Source organism: Streptomyces odontomachicola, from assembly GCF_039605595.1.
GTDB lineage: Bacteria > Actinomycetota > Actinomycetes > Streptomycetales > Streptomycetaceae > Streptomyces.
Genome location: NZ_JBCFOK010000005.1, coordinates 421,159 through 443,446 on the forward strand (window position 1 = coordinate 421,159; position 22,288 = coordinate 443,446).

Consider the following 22,288-nt stretch of genomic DNA (forward strand, 5'->3'; position numbering starts at 1 on the left):
CGGGGCGCCCTGCGGAACGGCGCGAATGTAGCGGCACACCGTGCTTCCCTCCGCCCCTTCCCTTCGTATTCATCCGTACGTGTGAGGAGGCGGCCGCCTGCCGTGCCGGAGCGCCCCGGCCGTACAGTGGCGTGCGGGCGCGATACCGGGGAACGTTCCGCCACAAGCGGGCACCCCCGGCACTGACTGAGGAGGAAGCTGCGATGGGCTCCGAGCTGAGCTTCGTTCACCTGGGCTTCGGCGAGAACGCCGTGGACTACCAGGAGGCGTGGCAGGAGCAGCGCCGGGTGCACGCGGCGCGGTTCGCGGACGAGACCGGGGACACCTGCCTGCTGCTGGAGCACCAGGCGGTCTACACCGCCGGGCGGCGTACGGAGGACGGTGAACGCCCGCTTGACGGCACCCCGGTCGTCGACGTGGACCGCGGCGGCAAGATCACCTGGCACGGTCCAGGACAGCTCGTCGCGTACCCGATCATCAAACTCCCCCGGCCCGTCGACGTCATCGAGTACGTGCGGCGGCTGGAGGAGGTCATGATCCGCATCTGCGCCGACTTCGGCCTGGAGACCACCAGGATCGAGGGCCGCAGCGGCGCCTGGGTGCTCGGCGAGGAGAAGAACCGCAAGGAGGAGCTCGGCGGCCTCTCCCTCGACTTCACGCCCGCGCCCGCAGGGCCCGAGCAGGACGAGGAGTTCGACCCGCGCCTGAGCGGTCCGGAGTACGCGCCGTCGAACGCCGGGCAGCGCGGCCAGGACCGCAAGATCGGGGCGATCGGCGTGCGCGTGGCCAAGGGCGTGACCATGCACGGATTCGCCCTGAACTGCGACCCAGACAACACCTCCTTCGACAAGATCATCCCGTGCGGCATCAGGGACGCGGGCACCGCGACCCTCTCCGAGGAGCTGGGCAGGAGCGTCCCGGTGACCGAGGTGCTGCCGGTGGCGGAGAAGCACCTGCGCGAGGTCTTCGAGAACTTCGAGCCCGCGCCCAGAGCCACCGGCGAGTGAGCGCGCGGCGGCCGCCGCGGTCCCGCCGCGGCCCCGTACGCCGTCCGTACGCCGCCCCCGCGCGGCCGATGATCGATAACGATCCCCAACGGGGGAGACCCCGAGACCCTTGGACGCACGGCGTAGGCTTGTCCGCGCCGAGGAATCGAAAGTACGTAGGGAGCCGGACGTGTCCGCTGTCGCACCCGACGGTCGAAAGATGCTCCGCTTGGAGGTCCGCAACAGCGAGACCCCCATCGAGCGCAAGCCGGAGTGGATCAAGACCCGGGCGAAAATGGGCCCCGAGTACAACGCCCTGCAGAACCTCGTGAAGAAGGAGGGGCTGCACACGGTCTGCCAGGAGGCGGGCTGCCCCAACATCTTCGAGTGCTGGGAGGACCGCGAGGCCACCTTCCTCATCGGCGGCGAACAGTGCACCCGGCGCTGCGACTTCTGCCAGATCGACACCGGCAAGCCCGAGCCGCTGGACACCGACGAGCCGCGCCGCGTCGCCGAGTCCGTCGAGACGATGGAGCTTCGCTACGCGACCATCACCGGCGTCGCGCGTGACGACCTGGACGACGGCGGCGCCTGGCTGTACGCCGAGACCGTCCGCCAGATCCACCAGCGCATGCCGGAGACCGGCGTCGAGCTGCTGATCCCGGACTTCAACGCCGACCCGGACCAGCTCGCCGAGGTCTTCTCCTCGCGCCCCGAGGTCCTCGCGCACAACGTGGAGACCGTCCCGCGGATCTTCAAGCGCATCCGCCCCGGCTTCCGTTACGAGCGCTCGCTCAAGGTCCTGACCGAGGCGCGCAACGACGGCCTGGTCACCAAGTCCAACCTGATCCTCGGCATGGGCGAGACCCGCGAGGAGGTCAGCGAGGCACTGCGCGACCTGCACGAGGCGGGCTGCGAGCTGATCACCATCACCCAGTACCTGCGGCCCACCCCGCGGCACCACCCCGTCGAGCGCTGGGTGAAGCCGCAGGAGTTCGTGGAGCTCCAGCAGGAGGCCGAGGAGATCGGGTACGCGGGCGTCATGTCGGGCCCGCTGGTCCGCTCCTCCTACCGCGCCGGCCGCCTCTACAAGCAGGCGATCGAGGCCCGCGACGCGAAGGCGGCCTGAGCGCACGCACGCCGGTGGGCCGTCGTACGGGAGGTGCCGGGGAGGCACCCGGTGCGGCGGCCCCACCGCCCCTCGCGGCGGCCCCCGCGCAAGGGCCACATGGGCCCCGCGTCAGTGCCGCGTCAGAGTGGCGCGAATACGGCGTGAGGTTTGCCGCACAGCCTTTCGAAGGCTTTGACCGCCCGGTCATCCCCTGGTAACACCTAAGCGCGACGCTGGACTCACGCGGAGTACGCGGGAGGGGGACCCCGGCTCTGCGGCACCCGCACCACCCCGTACCGCTCACGCCGTTCGCACTCACCTCATGGAGGGGGCTCCCGTGCAGACCACTCTGCGCGCGTTCGTCCAACTGGAACACATGCTGCTGCGCCGGGGTAACCGGACCGCGCGCCGGAATGCCTGGACCGCGGTGCTGGAGGACCGCCGGCGCGCACGCGCGCGCACCGAGGCCCAGCACGTACTGGAGGCCGCGACGACCCGGAGTTCCGCCGCAACGTAAACTTCCTGCCATGGCGAGGAAGGACAACGCAGAGAAAGCTGCGAACCCGGGGCGCTTCAAGCAGATCGCCCTGACGTACCAGATGACCCGGCGCGTGGACCGGAAGATCGGCTGGATTCTGGCCGGCGTGGGGCTTGTCACCTTCGGTGTCTTCCTCGCGATCGGCTTCCTGATCGGGTATCCGGTCTACCTGGGGATCCTCGGATTCCTCGTGGCCTTCGTCGCCGCGGCGTTCATCTTCGGACGCCGCGCCGAGAAGGCCGCGTTCGGGCAGATGGAGGGCCAGCCGGGCGCGGCGGGCGCGGTGCTCGACAACGTCGGCCGCGGCTGGACGGTCACCCAGGCCGTGGCGATCAACCGCAGCCAGGACGTCGTGCACCGTGCCGTCGGCAAGGCGGGCGTCGTCCTGGTCGGCGAGGGCAACCCGAACCGGGTCCGGCAGCTCCTGGGCTCCGAGAAGAAGCGGACATCGCGGGTCGTCGCCGAGGGCGTCCCGGTGTACGACTTCACCGTCGGCGACGACGAGGGCCAGGTGCCGCTCAAGAAGCTGCGCACCAAGCTGCTCAAGCTGCCGCGCACCCTCAGCGGGCCGCAGGTCACCGACACCAACGACCGGCTGCGCGCGCTGGGCGACCTGATGAGCAACATGCCGATCCCGAAGGGCCCGCTGCCCAAGGGCATGCGGATGCCGAAGGGGCAGGGTGGTGGCCAGGGAGGCGGCGGCGGACGCCGCTGAGACGTCTCCGTAAACGTATACGGCGCGGGTCCCGGAGCGTCCGGGCCCGCGCCGCCGTATGTGCGGGGCCGTGGCGTACGGGTCGTCGTGTACGGGATTTCGCGCGGGCCGTGTGCGTTGGGGCCGCGTCTTCGCCGGGCGGGTCGGCCCGTACCCGTACCGCCGTACTAGATCCGTACCTGCACCGCGCCCGCGAGGCGGTCGTGGAGGCCGCGGTTGTCGCGGTCGAAGACCAGGGCCGGGATGGCCAGGCCGAGCAGCACCGTGCGGACGGCGGCGCGCCAGAAGGCCAGCCGGCCCAGGCCGTTCACCGACACCACGCGCAGGCCCAGCAGCCGCTTGCCCGGCGTGCTGCCGACCGTGCCGACGGTCAGCAGGACCATCACCAGGAAGACGGCGAGAGCCCAGTTGTTCGCGGTGGACAGATTCCGACCGGAGAGCAGCCCGTACCCGATCAGTACGGCGATGGCCCAGTCGATGAAGAGCGCGCCGAAGCGGCGGCCCGTCGGCGCGATGGACCCGGGGCCCTCCTGGGGCAGCCCGAGGCGTTCACCGCGGTAACCGAAGTCGGCTCCCATGTCCTCGGCCGCCGAGCGCGGTCCCGAGAGCCACGATCCGATTGCTTCCCTGTTGTCCACACGGCCACGGTATCGCGCGGCTTGTACGAGGCGGCCCGGCGGGTGTGTGCTGAGTGCGGGGCACGGTCCGGTCGCATGGCCTGGTCGGCGTACCTACGGCGTACCCGAACCCCGCGGCGCCGGGTGAACGGTGCGGCCCCCGCCGGGCAATCCTCAGTAACATCGGCGAAACAGACGGGTCATTCCCGAGAAACCGCCCCTGCCTAGGGTCGGAAACCAGCGCGCCACCGCACTGGCCTGCGCCCTGCAGCCATTCCCGTCCCCTCGCGGCAGGCGGGACTAGGAGGAGTTGGATGTTCCAGAACGCCGACGAGGCCAAGAAGTTCATCGCGGACAACGACGTCAAATACATCGACGTCCGCTTCTGCGACCTGCCTGGTGTGATGCAGCACTTCGCAGTCCCGGCCGACACGTTCGACCCGTCCGAGAACCTCATGTTCGACGGCTCGTCGATCCGCGGCTTCCAGGCCATCCACGAGTCCGACATGGCGCTCGTCCCCGACCTCTCCACCGCCCGCGTGGACCCGTTCAGGGACGAGAAGCACCTCAACATCAACTTCTTCATCCACGACCCGATCACCGGCGAGCAGTACAGCCGCGACCCGCGGAACGTGGCGAAGAAGGCCGAGGCCTACCTCGCCTCCTCCGGCATCGCCGACACCGCGTTCTTCGGCCCCGAGGCCGAGTTCTACGTCTTCGACAGCGCGCGCTTCGAGACCACGGCGAACCGCTCGTTCTACGAGATCGACTCCGAGGCGGGCGCCTGGAACACCGGCGCCATCGAGGACGGCGGCAACCGCGGCTACAAGGTCCGCTACAAGGGCGGCTACTTCCCGGCCCCGCCCGTCGACCACTTCGCCGACCTGCGCGCCGAGATCTCCACCGAGCTGACCAGGGCCGGCCTCAAGGTCGAGCGCCAGCACCACGAGGTGGGCACCGCGGGCCAGGCGGAGATCAACTACAAGTTCAACACGCTGCTGGCCGCCGCCGACGACCTGATGCTCTTCAAGTACATCGTGAAGAACACCGCCTGGCGGAACGGCAAGACCGCGACCTTCATGCCGAAGCCGATCTTCGGCGACAACGGCTCGGGCATGCACGTGCACCAGTCGCTGTGGAACGAGGGCTCCCCGCTCTTCTACGACGAGCAGGGCTACGCGGGCCTGTCCGACACCGCCCGCTACTACATCGGCGGCATCCTCAAGCACGCGCCGTCGCTGCTGGCCTTCACCAACCCCTCGATCAACTCGTACCACCGCCTGGTGCCGGGCTTCGAGGCGCCGGTGAACCTGGTGTACTCGCAGCGCAACCGCTCCGCGGCCATGCGCATCCCGATCACCGGCTCCAACCCGAAGGCCAAGCGCGTCGAGTTCCGCGCGCCGGACCCGTCGTCCAACCCGTACCTGGCCTTCTCGGCGCTCCTGATGGCCGGCCTGGACGGCGTCCGCAACAAGATCGAGCCCGCCGAGCCGATCGACAAGGACCTCTACGAGCTGGCCCCCGAGGAGCACGCCGGCGTCCCCCAGGTCCCGACCTCCCTCCCGGCGGTCCTCGACGCCCTCGAGTCCGACAACGAGTACCTCCAGGCCGGCGGCGTCTTCACCTCCGACCTGATCGAGACGTGGATCGACTACAAGCGGACGAACGAGATCGCGCCTATGCAGCTGCGGCCGCATCCGCATGAGTTCGAGCTGTACTTCGACATCTAAAGGCGCCGCAGGCCAGCGGTTTCCCGCTCGCCTGGGCCGTCTGTGGGCCGTCGGCCGTGTTCTTCCGAAATGGGGAGACATGGCCGACGGCCTTTTGGCTTCCGTAACAGCTATACGCATTCCGCCTGTGATTGACGCGGTCGGCCGGTTGCTGCCGCGGTTCGGCCGGCGGCCGGCTCTGCCTCCGTTCCGAGTCCACGCCTGGCGTTTCGGCAATGGAATTGCGAATGGTGGCCCCGTTCCCCGCGAGGGACTGGGGAGCCACTCTCGTGCTGTGCGGCGTCGCGGAGCTTGGGCGTCTTCCGTCCAACGTCAACCTCAAGCGTTCGCCAGCCAACAGCTGTGTATCTTTCAGTCGCCGTTGGTCTCATACAGCCGCCAGGCCGGGTAGCGGAGTGCCGCACCCCCTTGCTCGCCGCTGTCCAGAAGCCGCGTTCGGTGCAGCATCAGTCGGAGATGGCGCGCCGGGTCGCTGTTCTCATCGGGACCCGGATCGAGCAGCACGGCGTTGTGCGTGTCGCTGTGGGTGTTCCGCACCAGTGCGTCGGATGCGTACCCGTTGACGCTCTCACCGAGGGCGACGGTCGCTCCCGACTGCTGGGAGAGCCTCTGGTAAAGGCGTTTGAGCAGCTCTTCTCCGGAGCCTTCGCGGGAATGCGCGGGGCCACTGTCGGTGGCGGCGTCGAGCAGCGCTGCGACAATGCCGCCCCGCTTTGCCCAGAGATTTCTGTCCCCCACCATGATGAGGTGGGCACGTGCCCGGGTGATGGCCACGTTCCAGAGGTTGAGTTGCCGATGGATCCAGCTGACCGCACCGGGGCTCATCCCCTCGCTCGCAACGAGGGAGAACACCATGATGTCGCGCTCGCCGCCCTGGAAAGTGTGCACGGTGCCAACGCGCAGGCGTTCCTGGTCGTATTGGCTCAACTGCTCGCGGAGAACGTTGGCTTGAGCCTTGAAGGGGGTGACGACGCCGATGGTGGCATCGGGCGGCAGTTGGCCCAGGAGGTAGCGCACGCTGTCGTCTACCTTGCGGATTTCCTCGCTGTTCACCCAGGAGCCGCCGTTTGAGGGCCGACTGGCTCGTCCCTCCACGTGGGACCAGATGAGCGCATTTCTCTCCAGGGACGGCCGGTCGCGGGTGTCGGTGAGAACGGTCAGCCCGCCGTCGTAGAAGAGATCGTTGGAGATCGTGGCGATATCAGGGTGGCAGCGGAAGTGTTCGTCGAGGAGGAGTGTTCCCCCGGCCGAGCGCTCGGCGGCATGGAATGCCGAGTGGCGCCGGTAGGCAAGACGGTGCTTCTCCAACCAGTCGGACCGCAGCCCGATGCGGCGCCGGACGAGGGCCTCGCGTTCCGGGCCGACCTTGGCGATGTGCGTGAGCTGCATGGCGTCGCCGATCACCAGAGCACGGCGGGCGCGGAAGAGCAGGGGCAGGACATGCGGGATGGAGCACTGGCTGGCTTCGTCGATGACGACGAGATCGAAGAGCGCGGGATCGCGAGGGAAGCGCCGGGCCGAGAGGCTGGTGACGGCCCACCCCGCGACTGCGGGAGCTTCCTTCTGACCGTGGGCCCGGCCCAGGACTTCTCGTAGCGCAGGCCAGTCGCTGCCGTCGCTGTCCCGCGCTCTGAGCAGGGCGAGGATGCGCTGACTCCCGGCGCGCGCATGTGTCCGGACCGCGCTGTCGAGGAGAGTGCGCGACGCGGTGCGGACGGCTTCCTCCGCTTCGTGGAGCGTTGTGGCGAGTCGAGTGTCGTCCACAGTGGCTACCTGCCCGTGCAGACGCCGCCACTCTGCTTCGGCTGCTGCGAATCCGGCGAACGCGAGGCAGCCGTCGACGAGGTCGCCCTCGTACGAAACGAGTCCAGCCTTACGGAGGAAGCGGCTGCGGAACCACGAGCCGAGTACCTTCCTGCCGGCTAGTCGGCTTGCCTTGTCCCCAAGACGGCCGAGCCGCGGTGACTCCCCGAGCACGGCCATGAGTTGGGCGGCGGAAAGTCCGAGCTGACCGGCATGCTCCTCCCGTGCTGCGCCGGCCCGCTGGAGTTCCACCTCCGCCGTAGCTGTTCCGGCGTACTCCTGACGTACGTGCGCCAGCTGGTCGGCAGCCACATCGACATCCATGGCCGCTGTGGTCACGTTGGAAGCGGCCTCTGGCGCGGTGCGCAGCGTGTGCAGGGCAGCGGCTTCGGTTTCCGCGTAGCTGGTGGACTTCGTACGAGCCGACGAGCCGGTGCGTACGACACTGCCGGGGACCAGCTCCTCGCAACGACGCCAGACCTCGTCCACAGCCTCGTTGTTGGTGGAAGCCACGAGGACTGTCTGCCTGTTGGCGACAGCGGTGGCGACGAGGTTGGCGACCAACTGGCTCTTGCCGGTGCCTGGCGGCCCGGTGGCGGCCGTGAGGCGGCGGGTCATGGCGGAGCGGAGGACCGCGGACTGGGCCTCATTGCACGGCAGGGGCGTGACAAGATGCGCGGGTACGGGGTCGGTCAGGTTGTGCGAGCGTGCGCGTTCGCCGGGATCGGGTGAAAGAGCAGCGAGCGCCGTGGCCGGAATCCGGTTCGTCCTCTCCGCGATGTCCGCGAAATCCTTGAGCAGTCGCTTTGTGAAAGCGGTTTCAGGGAGGGCCGTGAAGAGCACGGCGGTATTGCGAGCGCCATGGCCGGGCGAGTGAATGTCGATATGGTCGGTGAGCTGGTCAGGCCGGAGCTCTTGGACGCATGGCAGCTCGAACTCCTGCGTCAACAGGTTGCGCGCGTTGCCGGCCATGCGGTCGTGCTGTCCCCGGTGCCAGGTGGGCTGGTACACCTCCGCGAGGTGGGCGGCCTCCTCTTCTCCAAGCCAGTCCCTGGCCAGACGAGGGTGCGGCAATACCGGGCCGTAAGGCTTCAGCCGTACCTCGCCGTCCCCTTGGACGATCTCGACCCGACGGATCAGCAGTGGGGCGAACTTCGGGTGCCGCCAGGGGCGTCCGTTGCGTGGCCCCGTCACGACCACGGCGGGGTAACCCGCCCAGAGCTCGGCCTCCTGGGCCGCCCCGGACTCGACGAGGGAATCCGCCTCCGAGGGGAGCGCGACACATCCGTCCTCGTCCACGTCGCCCGACAGAAAATGCTCCGCACCGGACAGGCAGACGTACGACGCGTTCCGTTCGTCCACATCCATCAACGGCGTATCGGTGTCGTCGGACAGGACGCACTCGCGGTAGTACTCAAGGAGGTTGCCCCATGTCGGTTCTTTGCCCGGCGACTTAGGAGCACCGGAAGGGGCGGGATCCCCCGGTCGGGGCGCGGGCCGACCGCTCAGTGGAACCAGAGTGGGGGCGCTGCCCAGCGGGCAGTCGGCGAGGACGATGCGGTCGTCGACGCCATGAGCGGAATGCACTGGTACTTGGCGGCCGCCCTGGGCCCGCATGCGTCGGTTGACGTAGTCGAAGAGGTCGGAAACCGAGACCTCGCTGCTGCCGTCCTTGCCGACCTTCCCCGTCCGCAGGGCTTCGATCACTTCGGCCGTGAAAGCGGACGGCTTGATTTCGGTGCCCTCAGCCGCATCGGCGTAGGAGTCCTCACCGGCCCGTGAGGAAGACAGGACGTAGACGCCACGGCTGGTGAGCAGCGCTTCCTCGCCGGATTTCGCCCTCGGACCGGCTGCCCGCCGGTCCGAGGTACGCAGCCCCACGGCGAATCCGCCGCTGCGGCAGCAGTCGATCATCACGACCTTCTGCGGGGCCCAGCACTGCTCCAACCGCTCATTGACATAGCCGGCGCTCACGCCGGTCTCAGCGACCCTGTCGAAGTCGGTATCCCTGGCGACGAAATGGAACTCGCCACCATCTCTTGCCAGCCGTACGCCGTGCCCGGACACGTACACCAGGGCCAGCTCGTCGGGTTCGCGCTCTTCCAGGAACTCGCCTATGGCCTGGCGCATGTCATCAGCAGTCAGGTTGTTCTCCGTCTTGACGGAGACGAAGGCGCCGATGTTGCGGTGCTGCAGGACTTGGTGCAGACCCCAGACGTCGGCCCGGGTGGACGCCAGTGGTCCGAAACGGTCATCGTCGTAGTGCTCGTTGCCGATGAGCAGGGCACGGCGCTTGATGAGTCGGGTCACTCCCGGACATCCTCCGCCCTGGCACTCTCCGCGCTGCTCGCCTTGTCCATGAACTCGCGGACCATGCGTTCCTGCGCTGCATCGGGGCGGCCCGTGATCGTGACGGAGTGGCCTTCGTAGGTGACTTCGACCTGTCGATGACGTGCCTTGGCACACCACTCCTTGAGCAGTGTGATCACGACGTGCGAGACAGGGCGGGCTACGGCGGCGGCCGTCGCCGCCCAGAGCGCCACTTCTCCTGCACCCGCACCCTTGTGCCCAGGGTCAGTGGGCATCTGGTCCTCGGCGAATTCGACGGCCAGGCCGTCCACTTCGTGCAGAGTGTCGTGCAGGTCCCACGTGAGTCGCTCCTGCCGCAGCGCATCGCCGCCAGTCGGCACGATGATCCGCCAGCGGGGTCCCCCGTCCTGCATGTAATGCTCCTTGCTGTTGGCGTGCTGTCTCGCGTGCTTCGCGCCTCTTGACTTTGGCATGGGTATGCGTGCGGCGACAGATCGCAAAAGGCAGCAGCAGCGTCATCCGGCCAGGTGGCGATCGTCCGGGCTGTCGGGCGGGTTCGCTTCCGTAGGGAAGCCATGAGGCCGCCCCCAAGTGCTGCCATCGCAGCGCAACATGAGGGCGGGCTCTTCACGTCGTAGAAGGAGCGTGTTCCTCCGGCAGGATGCGCAGTGCCATGACGGTGCCGTCATCGGCGAAGGAGACGGGACCCCACCCGGGGGCCGTTGCTCCGGTCGGTAAAGCGCTGCGCAGCTCGTACGCTCGGTGCCGGTACGCTTCGACCTTCCCATCGACGAGAAGTTGATAGAGGTCCTCCACCATTCCGGAGAACGCCTCGACACGCTTCCTCTTCAGCCTGAACACCTGGTCGGTTCCGACATAGTGAGCCGTGCCGAAGTCGTGCTCTGCGTCCCGGATGCTGGATGAGCCTGCGAAGGTGCGCTGTTGATAGTGTTTGCGACCCTGATCATCGGTCAGGTACTGAGCGATCTCCGTGCCGGCGCCGGCGAATGCTAGTTGACTGGCGGCACCCGTGCGGGCGAGTACCTGACCGAACCAGGCGCGGTCTTTGCGGGGGATGAGAAAGCCGTCCTGGAAGGCTTCTCCGTCGGCGGCAGCGGGCACCCGGACGGCGTTGACGTACGGAGGGTTCCGTTTTGACGGCACGGAGTCCGCACTTCCGTGTCCGGAGACTGGTCGTGGAGGCAACAGGCCTTGACCCGGCGCCTGCAGGACGTTGACGGTGATGCCGTCTGCGGCCAGCAGCTCGGTGGACATCATGAGGCAGGGCGTGGTGTTCCACTCGGCGAGGTGGAAGTGTTCAGCACGTTCACCGGCCCTGGCCAGTTGCTTGAATGCCGAGCGGTCGGTCTTGCCGGTGCGCTTGGTCGCCTTCTGGTGATTTCCGTTGACGGTCACGACGAAGACGCGCGACGGCTCTCCGGGTTTCCATGCCTCGATGAGGAAATCAGGACGTGGCCGAGCCCCCAGGGAAGGCCGTGGGCCGGAGCGCGCGAAACCAGCCAGCAGTATCGCCTCGGCGTCCACAGTGGAGACCAAGTGGTCGGGGAAGCGGGCCCGAACCGTGCGCTCTGCGACTGCCAGGCCAAGCGCTCGTCCCAATTCCCGGGCCTGCATGCCCCTATAGGAGAGTTCCGGGCTTTGCCCCTCGTCGGTGAGGGTCAGGTAGCCGCGTGTACCGGCCGCCAAGGCCTGGCAGTACTTCAGAGCTTGCCAGTGTTCGGCCAGGCCTCTGCCGCGCCCGTGACGAGCCAGGGTTGCGGCCCGGGCGAAGGTACCGAGCAGTTCCCAGGGTGTGGCGGTGAGTTCCTCACGTTCGGTGGCCCGCAGCGGCCCTACCCCCGGCTTGCGGGGAGTCCGCGCCTCCTCGCCCCGCTCGCGTGCACGCTTCCGAGCGATCGCTGTGGCTGCCTTGTCCGTGTCTGTTGCCAGCGTGGCGGTCGAATTGACGTGTACCGGGATCCGTCGGCCTAGCTGAGCGAGGATGTCTTCCGCAGGTACTGACATGGTGCGTCACGGTATGGAGGAGAGGCCGGGCGCACGCAAGTGTGCATGGGGGCACCGAGGCTGTCGGTACAGCAGTCTCCAGCCGTTCCCGCCTGCGTCACTCCCCGCTGCCCTCCGCTGACAGCGGCGTCGCACACCCGCCGCTGCCCTGACCGGAAGGCACTACAGTGCTCTTGCGCTGTACGTCATCTCATGTCATGCAGTAAGTGGCTGGGATGGATATAGCCACGTATGCGCGAACTATGGGATTTGGGGGGTTTGTGTACGAGATGGTGAAGGGCTCGAACGTTGCCCTGTCGGCTCTGAGCGCGACGCTGGACTCGGTGATCGTCGGGCTGAGCTGGGTCAGCCCGACTGGTGAAGGTGATGCGGACGTGTCCGTCCTGTTACTGGGGGCGGGCGGCAAGGTGCGTGGAGACAGTGATTTCTACTTCTACAACAACCCGGTCGCCGAGGACGGGAGCGTGCAACTCCTCGGTAAGACACCGACGGAGAACGGTGACGAGGACCGCATTAGTTTTGACCTGACCGCTGTCTCGCCCGGCGTCGACCGGATCGTGGTGGCAGCGAGTCGTTACGGCGGAGCCGGTTTCGGAGAACTGGAAGACCTGAAGGTCACGTTGGCCGACGGGGCGGGGCAGAGCATCCTCAGATTCGCCATCGACGACCCCGCCCCGGTGAGTGCAATCATCTTCGGCGAACTGTATCGGCGTGCGGAGGAATGGAAGTTCCGTGCTGTCGGCCAGGGGTATGAGTCTGGCCTGGCTGGTTTGGCAACGGACTTCGGCGTCGATGTCGACGACGACGCAGGTACAGAGGAAGCGTCGGAGAATCCGGATGCCCTAGAAGAGGATAGTTCTACGGGTGCAGTTCCGGACGTCAGTGCGGATGCGCAAGCAGCCTCAAGCGCCGTTCCGGCGCCCCGTCCGCCCGGCGATGCGACCGTACAGAAGACGAGGCCGGCGCGACCTCGTACCGCGAAGAAGAAAGTCACCTTGCCCAAGGTGGCCAAGAAGTCTCTCGCGGAGAACGAGTCCTGGAGGCAGGCCAGGCTCGTTCCCGTCTCGGCGCTCAAGAGTGACCGGGACCGGGAGGTGCGCGCCACCTCGGTGCTGCTGTCCGTTATGGCACAGGTGCCGGAGTTCGGCAGGAGACTCACCGCGGGTTTCGGCGCCCCGGCGGGCCGCATGGAGACGTTCACGGAAGTCTCGTTGCCGAACGGAGAGGAACCTCGGCGGCCTGACGGTGTGATACGCGTGGAGCGGGCCGGAAAGCTGTGGACCGCGCTGGTCGAAACCAAGACCAACGGAAGCTCCCTCAAGTCCGACCAGGTGCAGGCGTACATGGACATTGCTGCACGCCGCGGTTACGAAGCTGTGATCACGTTGTCCAACGACGTCGCGTTGGAGGGGAGTCCGCTCGTCGACGTCAAGGTTGACGGACGGCGGAAGCACAAGGTCGCTCTCTGGCACCTGTCGTGGGCTGAAGTCGCTTATCAGGCACAGATGTTGATTCGGCACGAAGGTGTCGGAGACAAGGCGAACGCCTGGTTGCTCCAGGAACTTCTCCACTATCTGCAGCACGAGAACTCGGGCTGTCACGGATTCCAGAATATGGGTCCGGGGTGGGTGCCCGTACGCAACGGAATCAACGATGAAACGCTGTGCAAGGGAGATCCGCGCGCGCTGGATGTGGTGGAAAGCTGGGAACGACTCATCCGTCAGCTTTGCCTCAGTCTCGGAGGTGAACTCGGACAGAAGGTCCTTCCTGTCCAACGCGCCAAGCGTGGAGCCGACCCGGCGGTGCGCAGAAACCGTCTGGCCGACCAGCTCTGTCTCGACGGGAGGCTCCAAGCGGAGATTCGGATCGAGGGCGCGCCGGGGATTCTGGCGATCAACGCCGACCTGCGCACCGGCAAGCTCCGCACAGCCATCGAGATCCCGGCACCGGGAAAGGGCTACCCTCTGAGCTGGGCCAAGCGCCTCATCCGCCATCTCGCCGAGGCGCCCGCAGACCTCCATGTCGAGACCCTGACCGAGGGAGAAACGGGAGGCCCGAGGGGCACGCTGGAACGACTTCGTCCTGAACCTGCGGACATGCTCCCGAAAAACGCGGATACACGTATCACCGGCTTCCGCCTGTCCCTGCTCAAGGGCATGGGAAGCAGCCGCGGGAATGCTGAATCCGGCTTCATCCGCAGCGTCGACGAGGCCGTCCACCGCTTCTACACGACAGTGGTGGTCCCCCTTGACCGGCCGACACCTCAGCGAACTCCGTCGAAGGAACGCATCGACGCACGATGAGGGAACAGCGGCAGGGGGCGTGCTGAGCGAGGTGTTCGGGCGGGCTTTCTGATGGTCGACGAGGGTCGGCCAACGAACCTCACAAGCACGCGAATTGCTCCGCCAGCCTCCGCGCCGCCCCCTCCCCGAAGCACAGCTCCAAAGTCGCCGCCGACTCCCTCGCCGCCGCCTCGCTTCGGGGGAACAGGGGTGCCTCGTACGCGGCCAAGGCTGTCTCCACGTCCGACGGGTGGGCGGCCAGTGACTGGGCCAGTTCGGCGGCGTCCTGCAGGGCCAAGTTCGCGCCCTCTCCCGCGAAGGGGGACATCAAGTGGGCCGCGTCGCCCAACAGGGTCACGCCGGGGACTCGGGGCCAGTGGTGGTTGGTGGGGAGTACGTGGATGGGGCGGGGGGTCAGGGGGCCCTCGGAGTCGGTGAGGAGGGAGGTGAGGGCGGGGGACCAGTCGTTGAAGTGGGGGAGGAGGGCGTCGGCTTGAGGGGGCGGGAAGGCGTTCTCGGGGATGCGGAGGGCCGTGTAGACGTGAAGTGAGCCGTCGGATTCCCGGTGGGCCAGGAAGCCCTTGCCGTCGTCCAGCGCGAAGAGCATGCCGCCGCCGACGACCTCAGCGCCGCGCGGGTGCCGGGTGTCCGCGTCCGGCAGGTCGCCCTCGACGAAGGAGATCCCCGCGTACGCAGGGCGAGCCGAGGAGAGCAACGGGCGTACGACGGACCACGCGCCGTCCGCGCCGACCAGCAGGTCCGCGGTGAAGGAGGAACCGTCGGCGAGGGTCACGGCGTGGCGGCCGTCGGGGAGCGTGCGTACCGACTCCGCCTTCGCGCCCCAGCGGACCGTTCCGGCGGGCAGCGAGTCGAGGAGCAGGTCGCGCAGGTCGCCGCGGTCGATCTCGGGGCGGGTGCCGTCGCCCTCGTCGGCCTCCTCCCAGTGCACGGTGCCGTGCCGGTCGAGGATGCGCAGCGCCTCGCCGCCGGGGAGCACGCGGCGGCGGAACTCCTCGTACAGGCCCGCGGCGCGCAGAGCCGCCTGGCCCGACTCCTCGTGGATGTCGAGCATGCCGCCCTGGGCACGCGCGTCGCGGGACGCGTCGCGGTCGTACACGGCGGCCTCGATCCCGTTCACGTGCAGCACGCGGGCCAGCGTCAGGCCGCCGAGCCCGCCGCCGACCACGGCGATGGAGTGGTGGGTGGTCACGGTCGTCTCCTCAGCGGTCGGTACGGGGCTCAGCCGTCGGTACGGGGCGTGTGCAGCGCGCCGTTGATCAGCATGTGGAAGGCCCACCGCACGCGCTCCTGCGGCGTGCCGGAGAGCAGGTCGTCCCCGAGTGCGGCGATGCGCGGATACGAGGCGGCCGGGGCCTCCCGCAGCGCGGCGGCGACCCCCTCCGGCCCGGCCCCGTCCCCGCCCGCGTGCTCCGCCGCCGTCGCCGTGGCCACCTGGAGCAGGACGTCCACGCCCCAGGCCGCCCGCGCGTCCGGGACGCCGCCCTCGTGCAGCAGGGACAGCAGCGCCTCGACCAGGGCGAGGTAGTTGCGGCCCGCGGGCCGGGCGGTGAGTGCGGAGCGGGCCAGCTCGGGGTTCTCGAAGAGGACGCCGGTGTACGAGGTGAGGACCGCGACCAGGCGCTCGCGCCAGTCACCCTCATCGCCCGCCGGCCGCAGATCCACCCCGCCCAGCAGCTCCTCGAGGATCGCGGCGTGCAGCTCGGCGGTGTCGCGCACGTACACGTACAGCGAGGCCGGTCCGGTGTCGAGCTCCCCGGCGAGGCGGCGCATGGTCACCCGCCGGAGGCCCTCCTCGCGCATGAGCCGGACCGCGGCGTCCACGATCCCCTCGTAGGTGAGCGCGGGCTTGGCGGGACGTTCGCGGCGGCTGCGGGGTGGCATGCCGTCCACCGTAACGAACTTGTTCGGAACGAACAAGTTCGTAGCATTCGCCCCGCGTCGGCCCGCCTCCGAACCCGCCCCCGCCCCCGCTGTCCGCGACCCGCACGCACGGGATATCTTGATATCGAGACGATGTAGACCTGAAGCGGAGTACCGGTGACAGACTCGACGATCATCTACACGCAAACCGACGAGGCCCCGGCCCTGGCCACGTACTCGTTCCTGCCCGTCGTCACGGCGTACGCCGCGACGGCCGGGGTCGGTGTCGAGAGCCGTGACATCTCGCTGGCGGGGCGGATCCTCGCGCAGTTCCCGGAGTGGCTGGAGGAGGGGCAGCGCGTCGAGGACGCCCTCGGCAACCTGGGCGAGCTGGCCAAGACGCCCGAGGCCAACATCATCAAGCTGCCGAACATCTCTGCTTCGATCCCGCAGCTCAAGGCCGCCGTCGCGGAGCTCCAGGAGCACGGCTACGCGCTCCCGGACTACCCCGAGGACCCCAAGACCGACCAGGAGCGCGACATCCGCGCCCGGTACGACAAGGTCAAGGGCAGCGCGGTCAACCCCGTGCTGCGCGAGGGCAACTCGGACCGCCGCGCGCCCGCCTCGGTGAAGAACTACGCCAAGGCGAACCCGCACCGCATGGGCAAGTGGACCGCGGACTCCAAGACCAACGTCGCGCACATGGACGGCGACGACTTCCGCTCCACCGAGAAGTCCGCTGTGGTCGCCGAGGACGGTGCGCTGCGCATCGAGCTCGTACGCGACGACGGCAGCACCGAGGTGCTGCGCGAGTCGGTGCCGGTGCTCGCCGGTGAGGTCGTGGACGCCGCCGTGCTGCGCGTCGCGGCGCTGCGCGAGTTCCTGACCGCCCAGATCGCCGAGGCCAAGGCCCAGGGCGTGCTGTTCTCGGTGCACCTCAAGGCGACGATGATGAAGGTCTCCGACCCGATCATCTTCGGCCACGTGGTGCGCGCCTTCTTCCCGAAGACCTTCGCGAAGTACGGCGAGACCCTGGCCGCCGCCTGGCTGAGCCCGAACGACGGCCTGGCCGGCATCTACAAGGGCCTGGAGTCGCTGGACAACGGCGAGGAGATCAAGGCGTCCTTCGACGCGGAGCTCGCCGAGGGCCCCGACCTGGCCATGGTCGACTCGCACAAGGGCATCTCCAATCTGCACGTGCCGAGCGACGTGATCGTCGACGCCTCCATGCCGGCGATGATCCGCACCTCGGGCCACATGTGGAACAAGGACGACCAGGAGCAGGACACCCTGGCCGTCATCCCGGACTCCTCGTACGCCGGGATCTACCAGGTCGTCATCGACGACTGCCGGGCCAACGGCGCCTTCGACCCCTCGACCATGGGCTCGGTGCCCAACGTCGGCCTCATGGCGCAGAAGGCCGAGGAGTACGGCAGCCACGACAAGACCTTCGAGATCGCGGGCACCGGCACCGTGCGGGTGCTGGACGGCAACGGCAACGCCGTGCTGGAGCAGGCCGTCGGCGAGGGCGACATCTTCCGGATGTGCCAGACCAAGGACGTGCCGATCCGCGACTGGGTCAAGCTCGCCGTCACCCGCGCCCGCGCCACCGGCGACCCGGCCGTGTTCTGGCTGGACGAGGGCCGCGCGCACGACGCGAACCTGATCGCCAAGGTGAAGCAGTACCTCCAGGAGCACGACACCGAGGGCCTGCGCATCGAGATCAAGTCGCCGGTCGAGGCCATGAAGCTCTCGCTGGAGCGCATCCGCCGCGGCGAGAACACCATCTCGGTCACCGGCAACGTGCTGCGCGACTACCTGACCGACCTGTTCCCGATCCTGGAGCTGGGCACCAGCGCCAAGATGCTCTCGGTCGTCCCGCTGATCAACGGCGGCGGGCTCTTCGAGACCGGCGCGGGCGGCTCGGCGCCGAAGCACGTGCAGCAGCTCGTCAAGGAGAACTACCTGCGCTGGGACAGCCTGGGCGAGTTCCTCGCGCTGGCCGTCAGCTTCGAGCACCTGGCGCAGAAGGACGGCAACGCGCGCGCCCAGGTCCTCGCGGACACCCTGGACCGCGCCACCGGCACGTTCCTCAACGAGAACAAGTCGCCCAGCCGCAAGCTCGGCGGCCTCGACAACCGCGGCAGCCACTTCTACCTGGCCCTCTACTGGGCCCAGGAGCTGGCCAAGCAGACCGAGGACGCGCAGCTCGCCGAGGCGTTCGCGGGCCTGGCCCGCACCCTCACCGAGCAGGAGCAGACGATCGTCGACGAGCTGACCGGCGTGCAGGGCTCCCCGGCCGACATCGGCGGCTACTACCAGCCGGACGACGCCAAGGCCGGCGCCGTGATGCGCCCGTCGAAGACCCTCAACGAGGCGCTCTCCTCGCTGGCCTGAGAGTCATGAGCGGGGTTCCGGCCCCGTGAGAGAGGCCCCCGGTGCGGTTCGCCGCGCCGGGGGCCTTCGTCGTACGGGGATGCCTCAGGGTTTCCAGGTGTACGTGGCCAGCGCGCCGCCCGTGAGGCGCGCGGTGAAGGCACGGCCCCGCCACGAGACGCTGAACTCCCGTACCGCGTCGGAGGTGTTGGTGACCACCAGCGCCACGGTCCCGTCCGGGTTGCGGAACGCGGTGTTGTGCAGCGCTCCCGCGTTCTCGGTCCCGATGCGGACCGCGCCCGGTGCGACGAACCTGCTCATGTGGCCGAGGGTGTAGAACTCCGCGTTGCGGGTCACGCGGTCGCCGTCGACGGCCAGGACGCCGGTGCACACGCCCGCCGGGTCGTTGCCGCAGCCCCCGTTGACCGGGCCGCCCCCGGAGTCCAGCGCGAGGTTCCAATTGGCCACCGAGCGGGCCCAGTTGCGGGTGGCGCCGATCTGGAGGTGCTGGGCGTGCCGGCGCAGGGTGTTGGCGAAGTATTCCGCGTACGCCTCGCCCCTGCGGTGCCACCCCGAGCCCTCGGTGAACCAGATCCCCTTGCCGGGGAACGCCCTGTGCAGCGCCGACTGCCGTTCCGCGCTCCCGTGGTAGCCGTGGAACGCGGTGCCGTCGATCCACCGCGCCGCCGGGCCGCGCAGCGCGTCGAAGGGGTAGTCCGGCTCCGGATCCGCGCCGGCGCGCTCCGCGTCCCGGCGGTCGTCGGGGTGCAGCGACCAGTTGTGGTCGAAGGAGAGGATCCTGACGTGGCCGAGCCCGGCGCGCTCCAGCATCGGGCCGAGCTCGGCGATCACCCGGTTCTGGTCGGCGACGGGCATCGCGGTGCCGGGGTAGCCGTCGGGGGTGCGGTTCTGCGGCTCGTTCTGCACGGTCAGCGCGTGGACCGGGACGCCGGCGCGCGCGTAGGCCCGCACGAACTTCACCAGGTAGCGCGCGTACGAGGCGAAGTAGGCCGGATCGTCCTTGAGGGAGCCGCCCTCCAGGCTGCCGCCCTCCTTCATCCACGCGGGCGGGCTCCAGGGCGCCGCGATCACCTTGAGCCGCGGGTTGAGCTCGCGGGCGCGGCGCAGCAGCGGCAGGATGCGGGGCTCGTCGTGCGCGATGCCGAAGTGCCGCTGCGCCAGGTCGGTTTCGCCGGGCGGCAGGTCGTTGTACGTGTAGTGCGCGCCGTCCACGAACTCCGAGGAGCCGACCGGCTGCCGCAGCAGGCTCAGCCCGATCCCGCCCCGCTCGCCCGGGGCGAAGAGCGAGCGCATCACCTCGTCCCGCCGCGCCCCGGACATCCCGTACAGCACCGAGGCCGAGGAGTCGGTGAGCGAGGCGCCGAAGCCGTCCATGGTCTGGAACGTGCGGGAGGGGTCGACGTGGAGCGTCGGTGCAGGGGCCTTGTCGTCGCCGGTGGCGTGGAAGGGGAGCGGCCTTCCCGGCTCCAGCAGCCGGGAACGGTCGGGGGTGGTGATCCACGGCCGTGCGGCGCGCGGCTCGTCCCCGCCGCCCGGCGCCTCCGCCTGCCAGAGCAGCGCGGCGAGGGTGAGGGAGAGGGCGAGCATCACGAGGGCGAGTGCGGGGGTGAGCCGGTTATCGTGGGGCGCATGATGGCTGTCTTCTCCTGAGCCGCGGGTGCACCAGAGGTTCCTTTTGCATGCCCGCCAACAGGCTTGAGAAGAGAGCGACTTCATGCATCATCCCCTTCCCCGTACGGCCGGCGCCGCCGACGCCGCGCCCGCGCTGGCCCGGCGCATCGGGCTGCTCCGCGCCGCCGCCGCGGTCGAGCCCCGCATCGACGGCGTCCTGCTCTACGGTTCGTGGACGGTCGGAGAAGCCGACGCCTACTCCGACATCGAGGCGTACGTCTTCCTGCGCGACGACAGCTTCCCGGGCGGCGACGGCCTCCCGGGCGGCGACGGCGCGCGGGACTTCGACGGTACGGAGTTCCTGCGGCGGCTCGGTGAACTCCGGCTCGCCTACACCAATATGTTCGGCACCCTCGCGGTGGTCTTCGACGACCTGATGCGCGGGGAGTTCCACTTCGAGCCGGCGGGGCCCGGCATCGAGAAGGTGGCCTCCTGGGAGGGCATGGTCCATCTGCCCGACCCGGAGGCGGCGGTGCTCCTGGACCGCGGCGGGCGCCTGACCCCCGTCGCGCGGCGGCTCGCCGACCTCGGCCCGCCCGAGCCAGGCCCCACCGCGCGCCGCCTCACCGCCGAGCTCGCCAACTGGACGCTGATGCTCGCGCACGTCCTGGCCCGCGGCGAGACCGCGCGGGCCCACGCACTGCTGCACACCATGGTCGCCCCGCAGCAGCTCCGGCTCTGCCGCCTGCTGCGCGGGTCGACGGCGCACTGGCTCACCCCGAGCCGCGCGCTGGAGGGCGACCTGCCGGAGGCCGACGTGCGGCGGTACGCGGCGACCACGGCACCGGCCGAGCCCGCGGCCGTACGCGCAGCCGCCCGCGCGAGCTGGGCCTGGAGCAGGGAACTCGCGGCCGAGGCGGCGTCGCGCTGGGGCCTGGAGCTGCCGCGCGAACTGCACGAGGACATCGCGCAGTTGCTCTAGCGCTCCGCTCCGCCCCGGGGCTCAACGGCCGTGCCGTGCGCGCCAGTCGCGTACGGCACGGTCGACGTCGAAGGGCGTCAGGCGGTGCGGCGGCCCGGACGGCGGGGTGCGGATCGCCTCGCGGATCCTCTCGTTGATCTCCGTGAGGATGCGCCGGACCTCGTCCTCGGAGGCCGCCGCCTCGGCCGCCTCGCGCGCGTCCTGGGCCTCCTTGCGCAGGGCCAGGGAGGGCGGCAGGTACGAGACCTGCTCGCGTTCCATCTTGTCCCGCACCCACCACATCGCGTCGTACGGCTCGTTCAGCCCGCGCAGCGGCTTGCCCTTGCCCGGCAGGTCCTCGAAGGCGCCGCGCTCGGCGGCCTCGCGGATCTGCCGGTCGACCCAGGACTCGAAGTCGACGCCGGGCGGCTTGCGTTCGGTCATGAGCTGCTCCTTCAGGCGGTCAGGCGGTCAGGCGCCCGGACGCTCAGGCGCTCCTTCTGCGGCGGAGGAGGTAGGTGTCCATGATCCAGCCCTTGCGGGCCCTGGCCTCGGCCCTCGTGCGCTCGATCTCGGGCGCGACCTCCCGCACCGGGCCCGAGACCAGCAGCTCGTCCTCGGTGCCGAGATAGGCGCCCCAGTGGATGTGCCAGTCCTCCTCCGGATCGAGGCCGGTGAAGGTCTGGTGCGCGTCGAGCATCACCACCAGGTCGTCCACGTCCTCGGGCGCTCCCTCGGCGAGCCGCCGGCCCGTGGTGATCTGTACGGGGCGGCCGACCTGGTTCAGCGCGGTGCCGTGCCGCGCCGCGAGTGCCGAGACCGCGCTGATGCCGGGGATCACCTCGTGGGTGAACTCCACCGTGCCGCGCCGCCGCACCTCCTCCAGCGCCGCGAGGGTGGAGTCGTACAGCGAGGGGTCGCCCCACACCAGGAAGGCGCCGGTCTCGCCGTCGGCCAGCTCGTCGCGGAGCGCCCCCTCGTACAGCCCCGCACGGCGGCGGCGCCAGTCGTCCACCGCGCCCTCGTACGCGGACGGCGCGGCCTGCCTGTCCCGCTCCGGGTCGCGGACCTCCACGATCCGGTGCGGCTGCGGGGCGTGCCGCTCCAGCAGGAGCTGCCGCAGGTCGGTGAGGTCGCGCTTCTCCCTGCCCTTGTCGACGACGAGGAAGACGTCGGCACGGCCCAGGGCCTTCACGGCTTGCAGCGTCAGATAGTCGGGATCGCCCGCGCCGATCCCGATCACGAGGATGTGTCGCACACCCGCCAGTGTGCCCGGCCGGCGCGCGCGGCGCCGGTGGCGGGTCGGCGGTGCGGTGGCCCT

General features: G+C 69.3%; 17 protein-coding genes. 8 read left to right on the top strand and 9 right to left on the bottom strand.

Going from position 1 to position 22,288, the window contains the following annotated elements; genetic code table 11:
- Positions 1 to 203 precede the first annotated feature (203 nt).
- From lipB to ABEE00_RS11960, 4 genes are all read left to right on the top strand, one after another.
- Positions 204 to 1,007, top strand: a complete 804-nt coding sequence (lipB, locus tag ABEE00_RS11945; RefSeq protein WP_345745329.1) for a lipoyl(octanoyl) transferase LipB — start codon at positions 204 to 206, stop codon at positions 1,005 to 1,007.
- 169 nt (positions 1,008 to 1,176) lie between these two features.
- The gene (lipA, locus tag ABEE00_RS11950) at positions 1,177 to 2,115 is read left to right on the top strand and encodes a lipoyl synthase (RefSeq protein ID WP_345745330.1); all 939 of its coding nucleotides are present in this window, start codon (positions 1,177 to 1,179) and stop codon (positions 2,113 to 2,115) included.
- 304 nt (positions 2,116 to 2,419) lie between these two features.
- Positions 2,420 to 2,614, top strand: a complete 195-nt coding sequence (locus ABEE00_RS11955) for a hypothetical protein (protein WP_345745331.1) — start codon at positions 2,420 to 2,422, stop codon at positions 2,612 to 2,614.
- Positions 2,615 to 2,624: 10 nt separating this feature from the next.
- A complete protein-coding gene (locus ABEE00_RS11960; RefSeq protein WP_345745332.1) occupies positions 2,625 to 3,350 on the top strand; it encodes a DUF4191 domain-containing protein in 726 nt (241 codons plus the stop codon).
- Positions 3,351 to 3,517: 167 nt separating this feature from the next.
- On the opposite strand, the gene ABEE00_RS11965 is transcribed toward ABEE00_RS11960, so the two are convergent.
- Positions 3,518 to 3,988, bottom strand: a complete 471-nt coding sequence (locus tag ABEE00_RS11965; protein WP_345745333.1) for an RDD family protein — start codon at positions 3,986 to 3,988, stop codon at positions 3,518 to 3,520.
- Between the two features lie 293 nt (positions 3,989 to 4,281).
- Here ABEE00_RS11965 and glnA point away from each other — a divergent pair, with 293 nt between their 5' ends.
- Positions 4,282 to 5,697, top strand: a complete 1,416-nt coding sequence (glnA, locus tag ABEE00_RS11970; RefSeq protein WP_345745334.1) for a type I glutamate--ammonia ligase — start codon at positions 4,282 to 4,284, stop codon at positions 5,695 to 5,697.
- A 351-nt stretch (positions 5,698 to 6,048) separates the two neighbouring features.
- On the opposite strand, the gene ABEE00_RS11975 is transcribed toward glnA, so the two are convergent.
- The 3 genes from ABEE00_RS11975 to ABEE00_RS11985 all read right to left on the bottom strand — a co-directional run bounded on the left by ABEE00_RS11975 (position 6,049) and on the right by ABEE00_RS11985 (position 11,835).
- Positions 6,049 to 9,810: a caspase, EACC1-associated type gene (locus tag ABEE00_RS11975; protein ID WP_345745335.1), complete on the bottom strand. Its 3,762-nt coding sequence runs from the start codon at positions 9,808 to 9,810 to the stop codon at positions 6,049 to 6,051.
- Positions 9,807 to 10,223, bottom strand: a complete 417-nt coding sequence (locus ABEE00_RS11980; RefSeq protein WP_345745336.1) for a hypothetical protein — start codon at positions 10,221 to 10,223, stop codon at positions 9,807 to 9,809. Before ABEE00_RS11980 ends, ABEE00_RS11975 begins: the two co-directional genes overlap by 4 nt.
- A 214-nt stretch (positions 10,224 to 10,437) precedes the next feature.
- Positions 10,438 to 11,835 (bottom strand): hypothetical protein, encoded by a 1,398-nt coding sequence (locus tag ABEE00_RS11985; RefSeq protein WP_345745337.1) that lies wholly within the window; start codon positions 11,833 to 11,835, stop codon positions 10,438 to 10,440.
- 269 nt (positions 11,836 to 12,104) lie between these two features.
- On the opposite strand from ABEE00_RS11985, the gene ABEE00_RS11990 reads away from it, so the two are divergent.
- A complete protein-coding gene (locus tag ABEE00_RS11990; protein ID WP_345745440.1) occupies positions 12,105 to 14,138 on the top strand; it encodes a TerD family protein in 2,034 nt (677 codons plus the stop codon).
- 79 nt (positions 14,139 to 14,217) lie between these two features.
- Here the strand turns inward: ABEE00_RS11990 and ABEE00_RS11995 are convergent, their stop codons facing one another.
- Positions 14,218 to 15,327 (bottom strand): FAD-dependent oxidoreductase, encoded by a 1,110-nt coding sequence (locus ABEE00_RS11995; protein WP_345745338.1) that lies wholly within the window; start codon positions 15,325 to 15,327, stop codon positions 14,218 to 14,220.
- A gap of 29 nt (positions 15,328 to 15,356) precedes the next feature.
- Positions 15,357 to 16,019, bottom strand: a complete 663-nt coding sequence (locus ABEE00_RS12000; RefSeq protein ID WP_345745339.1) for a TetR/AcrR family transcriptional regulator — start codon at positions 16,017 to 16,019, stop codon at positions 15,357 to 15,359.
- A 156-nt stretch (positions 16,020 to 16,175) separates the two neighbouring features.
- On the opposite strand from ABEE00_RS12000, the gene ABEE00_RS12005 reads away from it, so the two are divergent.
- Positions 16,176 to 18,395, top strand: a complete 2,220-nt coding sequence (locus tag ABEE00_RS12005; protein WP_345745340.1) for an NADP-dependent isocitrate dehydrogenase — start codon at positions 16,176 to 16,178, stop codon at positions 18,393 to 18,395.
- Between the two features lie 84 nt (positions 18,396 to 18,479).
- Here ABEE00_RS12005 and ABEE00_RS12010 read toward each other — a convergent pair whose 3' ends face one another.
- Positions 18,480 to 19,982: a glycoside hydrolase family 30 protein gene (locus ABEE00_RS12010; protein WP_345745441.1), complete on the bottom strand. Its 1,503-nt coding sequence runs from the start codon at positions 19,980 to 19,982 to the stop codon at positions 18,480 to 18,482.
- A 127-nt stretch (positions 19,983 to 20,109) separates the two neighbouring features.
- Between ABEE00_RS12010 and ABEE00_RS12015 the strand changes: the two genes are divergently transcribed.
- The gene (locus ABEE00_RS12015) at positions 20,110 to 20,988 is read left to right on the top strand and encodes a nucleotidyltransferase domain-containing protein (protein WP_345745341.1); all 879 of its coding nucleotides are present in this window, start codon (positions 20,110 to 20,112) and stop codon (positions 20,986 to 20,988) included.
- A 21-nt stretch (positions 20,989 to 21,009) separates the two neighbouring features.
- On the opposite strand, the gene ABEE00_RS12020 is transcribed toward ABEE00_RS12015, so the two are convergent.
- Entirely contained in the window at positions 21,010 to 21,411 is a 402-nt protein-coding gene (locus ABEE00_RS12020) for a DnaJ family domain-containing protein (protein WP_345745342.1), read from the bottom strand.
- 43 nt (positions 21,412 to 21,454) lie between these two features.
- A complete protein-coding gene (gene cobF / locus ABEE00_RS12025; protein WP_345745343.1) occupies positions 21,455 to 22,225 on the bottom strand; it encodes a precorrin-6A synthase (deacetylating) in 771 nt (256 codons plus the stop codon).
- Positions 22,226 to 22,288: the final 63 nt, after the last annotated feature.

Excerpts from the sequence above, each read along its gene's own strand:
- lipB (WP_345745329.1), top strand. The coding sequence starts at position 204 with ATGGGCTCCGAGCTGAGCTTCGTTCACCTGGGCTTCGGCGAGAACGCC.
- ABEE00_RS11955 (WP_345745331.1), top strand. The coding sequence starts at position 2,420 with ATGGAGGGGGCTCCCGTGCAGACCACTCTGCGCGCGTTCGTCCAACTG.
- ABEE00_RS11960 (WP_345745332.1), top strand. The coding sequence starts at position 2,625 with ATGGCGAGGAAGGACAACGCAGAGAAAGCTGCGAACCCGGGGCGCTTC.
- glnA (WP_345745334.1), top strand. The coding sequence starts at position 4,282 with ATGTTCCAGAACGCCGACGAGGCCAAGAAGTTCATCGCGGACAACGAC.
- ABEE00_RS11980 (WP_345745336.1), bottom strand. The coding sequence starts at position 10,223 with ATGCAGGACGGGGGACCCCGCTGGCGGATCATCGTGCCGACTGGCGGC.
- ABEE00_RS11985 (WP_345745337.1), bottom strand. The coding sequence starts at position 11,835 with ATGTCAGTACCTGCGGAAGACATCCTCGCTCAGCTAGGCCGACGGATC.
- ABEE00_RS11990 (WP_345745440.1), top strand. The coding sequence starts at position 12,105 with ATGGTGAAGGGCTCGAACGTTGCCCTGTCGGCTCTGAGCGCGACGCTG.
- ABEE00_RS12000 (WP_345745339.1), bottom strand. The coding sequence starts at position 16,019 with ATGCCACCCCGCAGCCGCCGCGAACGTCCCGCCAAGCCCGCGCTCACC.
- ABEE00_RS12010 (WP_345745441.1), bottom strand. The coding sequence starts at position 19,982 with ATGCTCGCCCTCTCCCTCACCCTCGCCGCGCTGCTCTGGCAGGCGGAG.
- ABEE00_RS12015 (WP_345745341.1), top strand. The coding sequence starts at position 20,110 with ATGCATCATCCCCTTCCCCGTACGGCCGGCGCCGCCGACGCCGCGCCC.
- ABEE00_RS12020 (WP_345745342.1), bottom strand. The coding sequence starts at position 21,411 with ATGACCGAACGCAAGCCGCCCGGCGTCGACTTCGAGTCCTGGGTCGAC.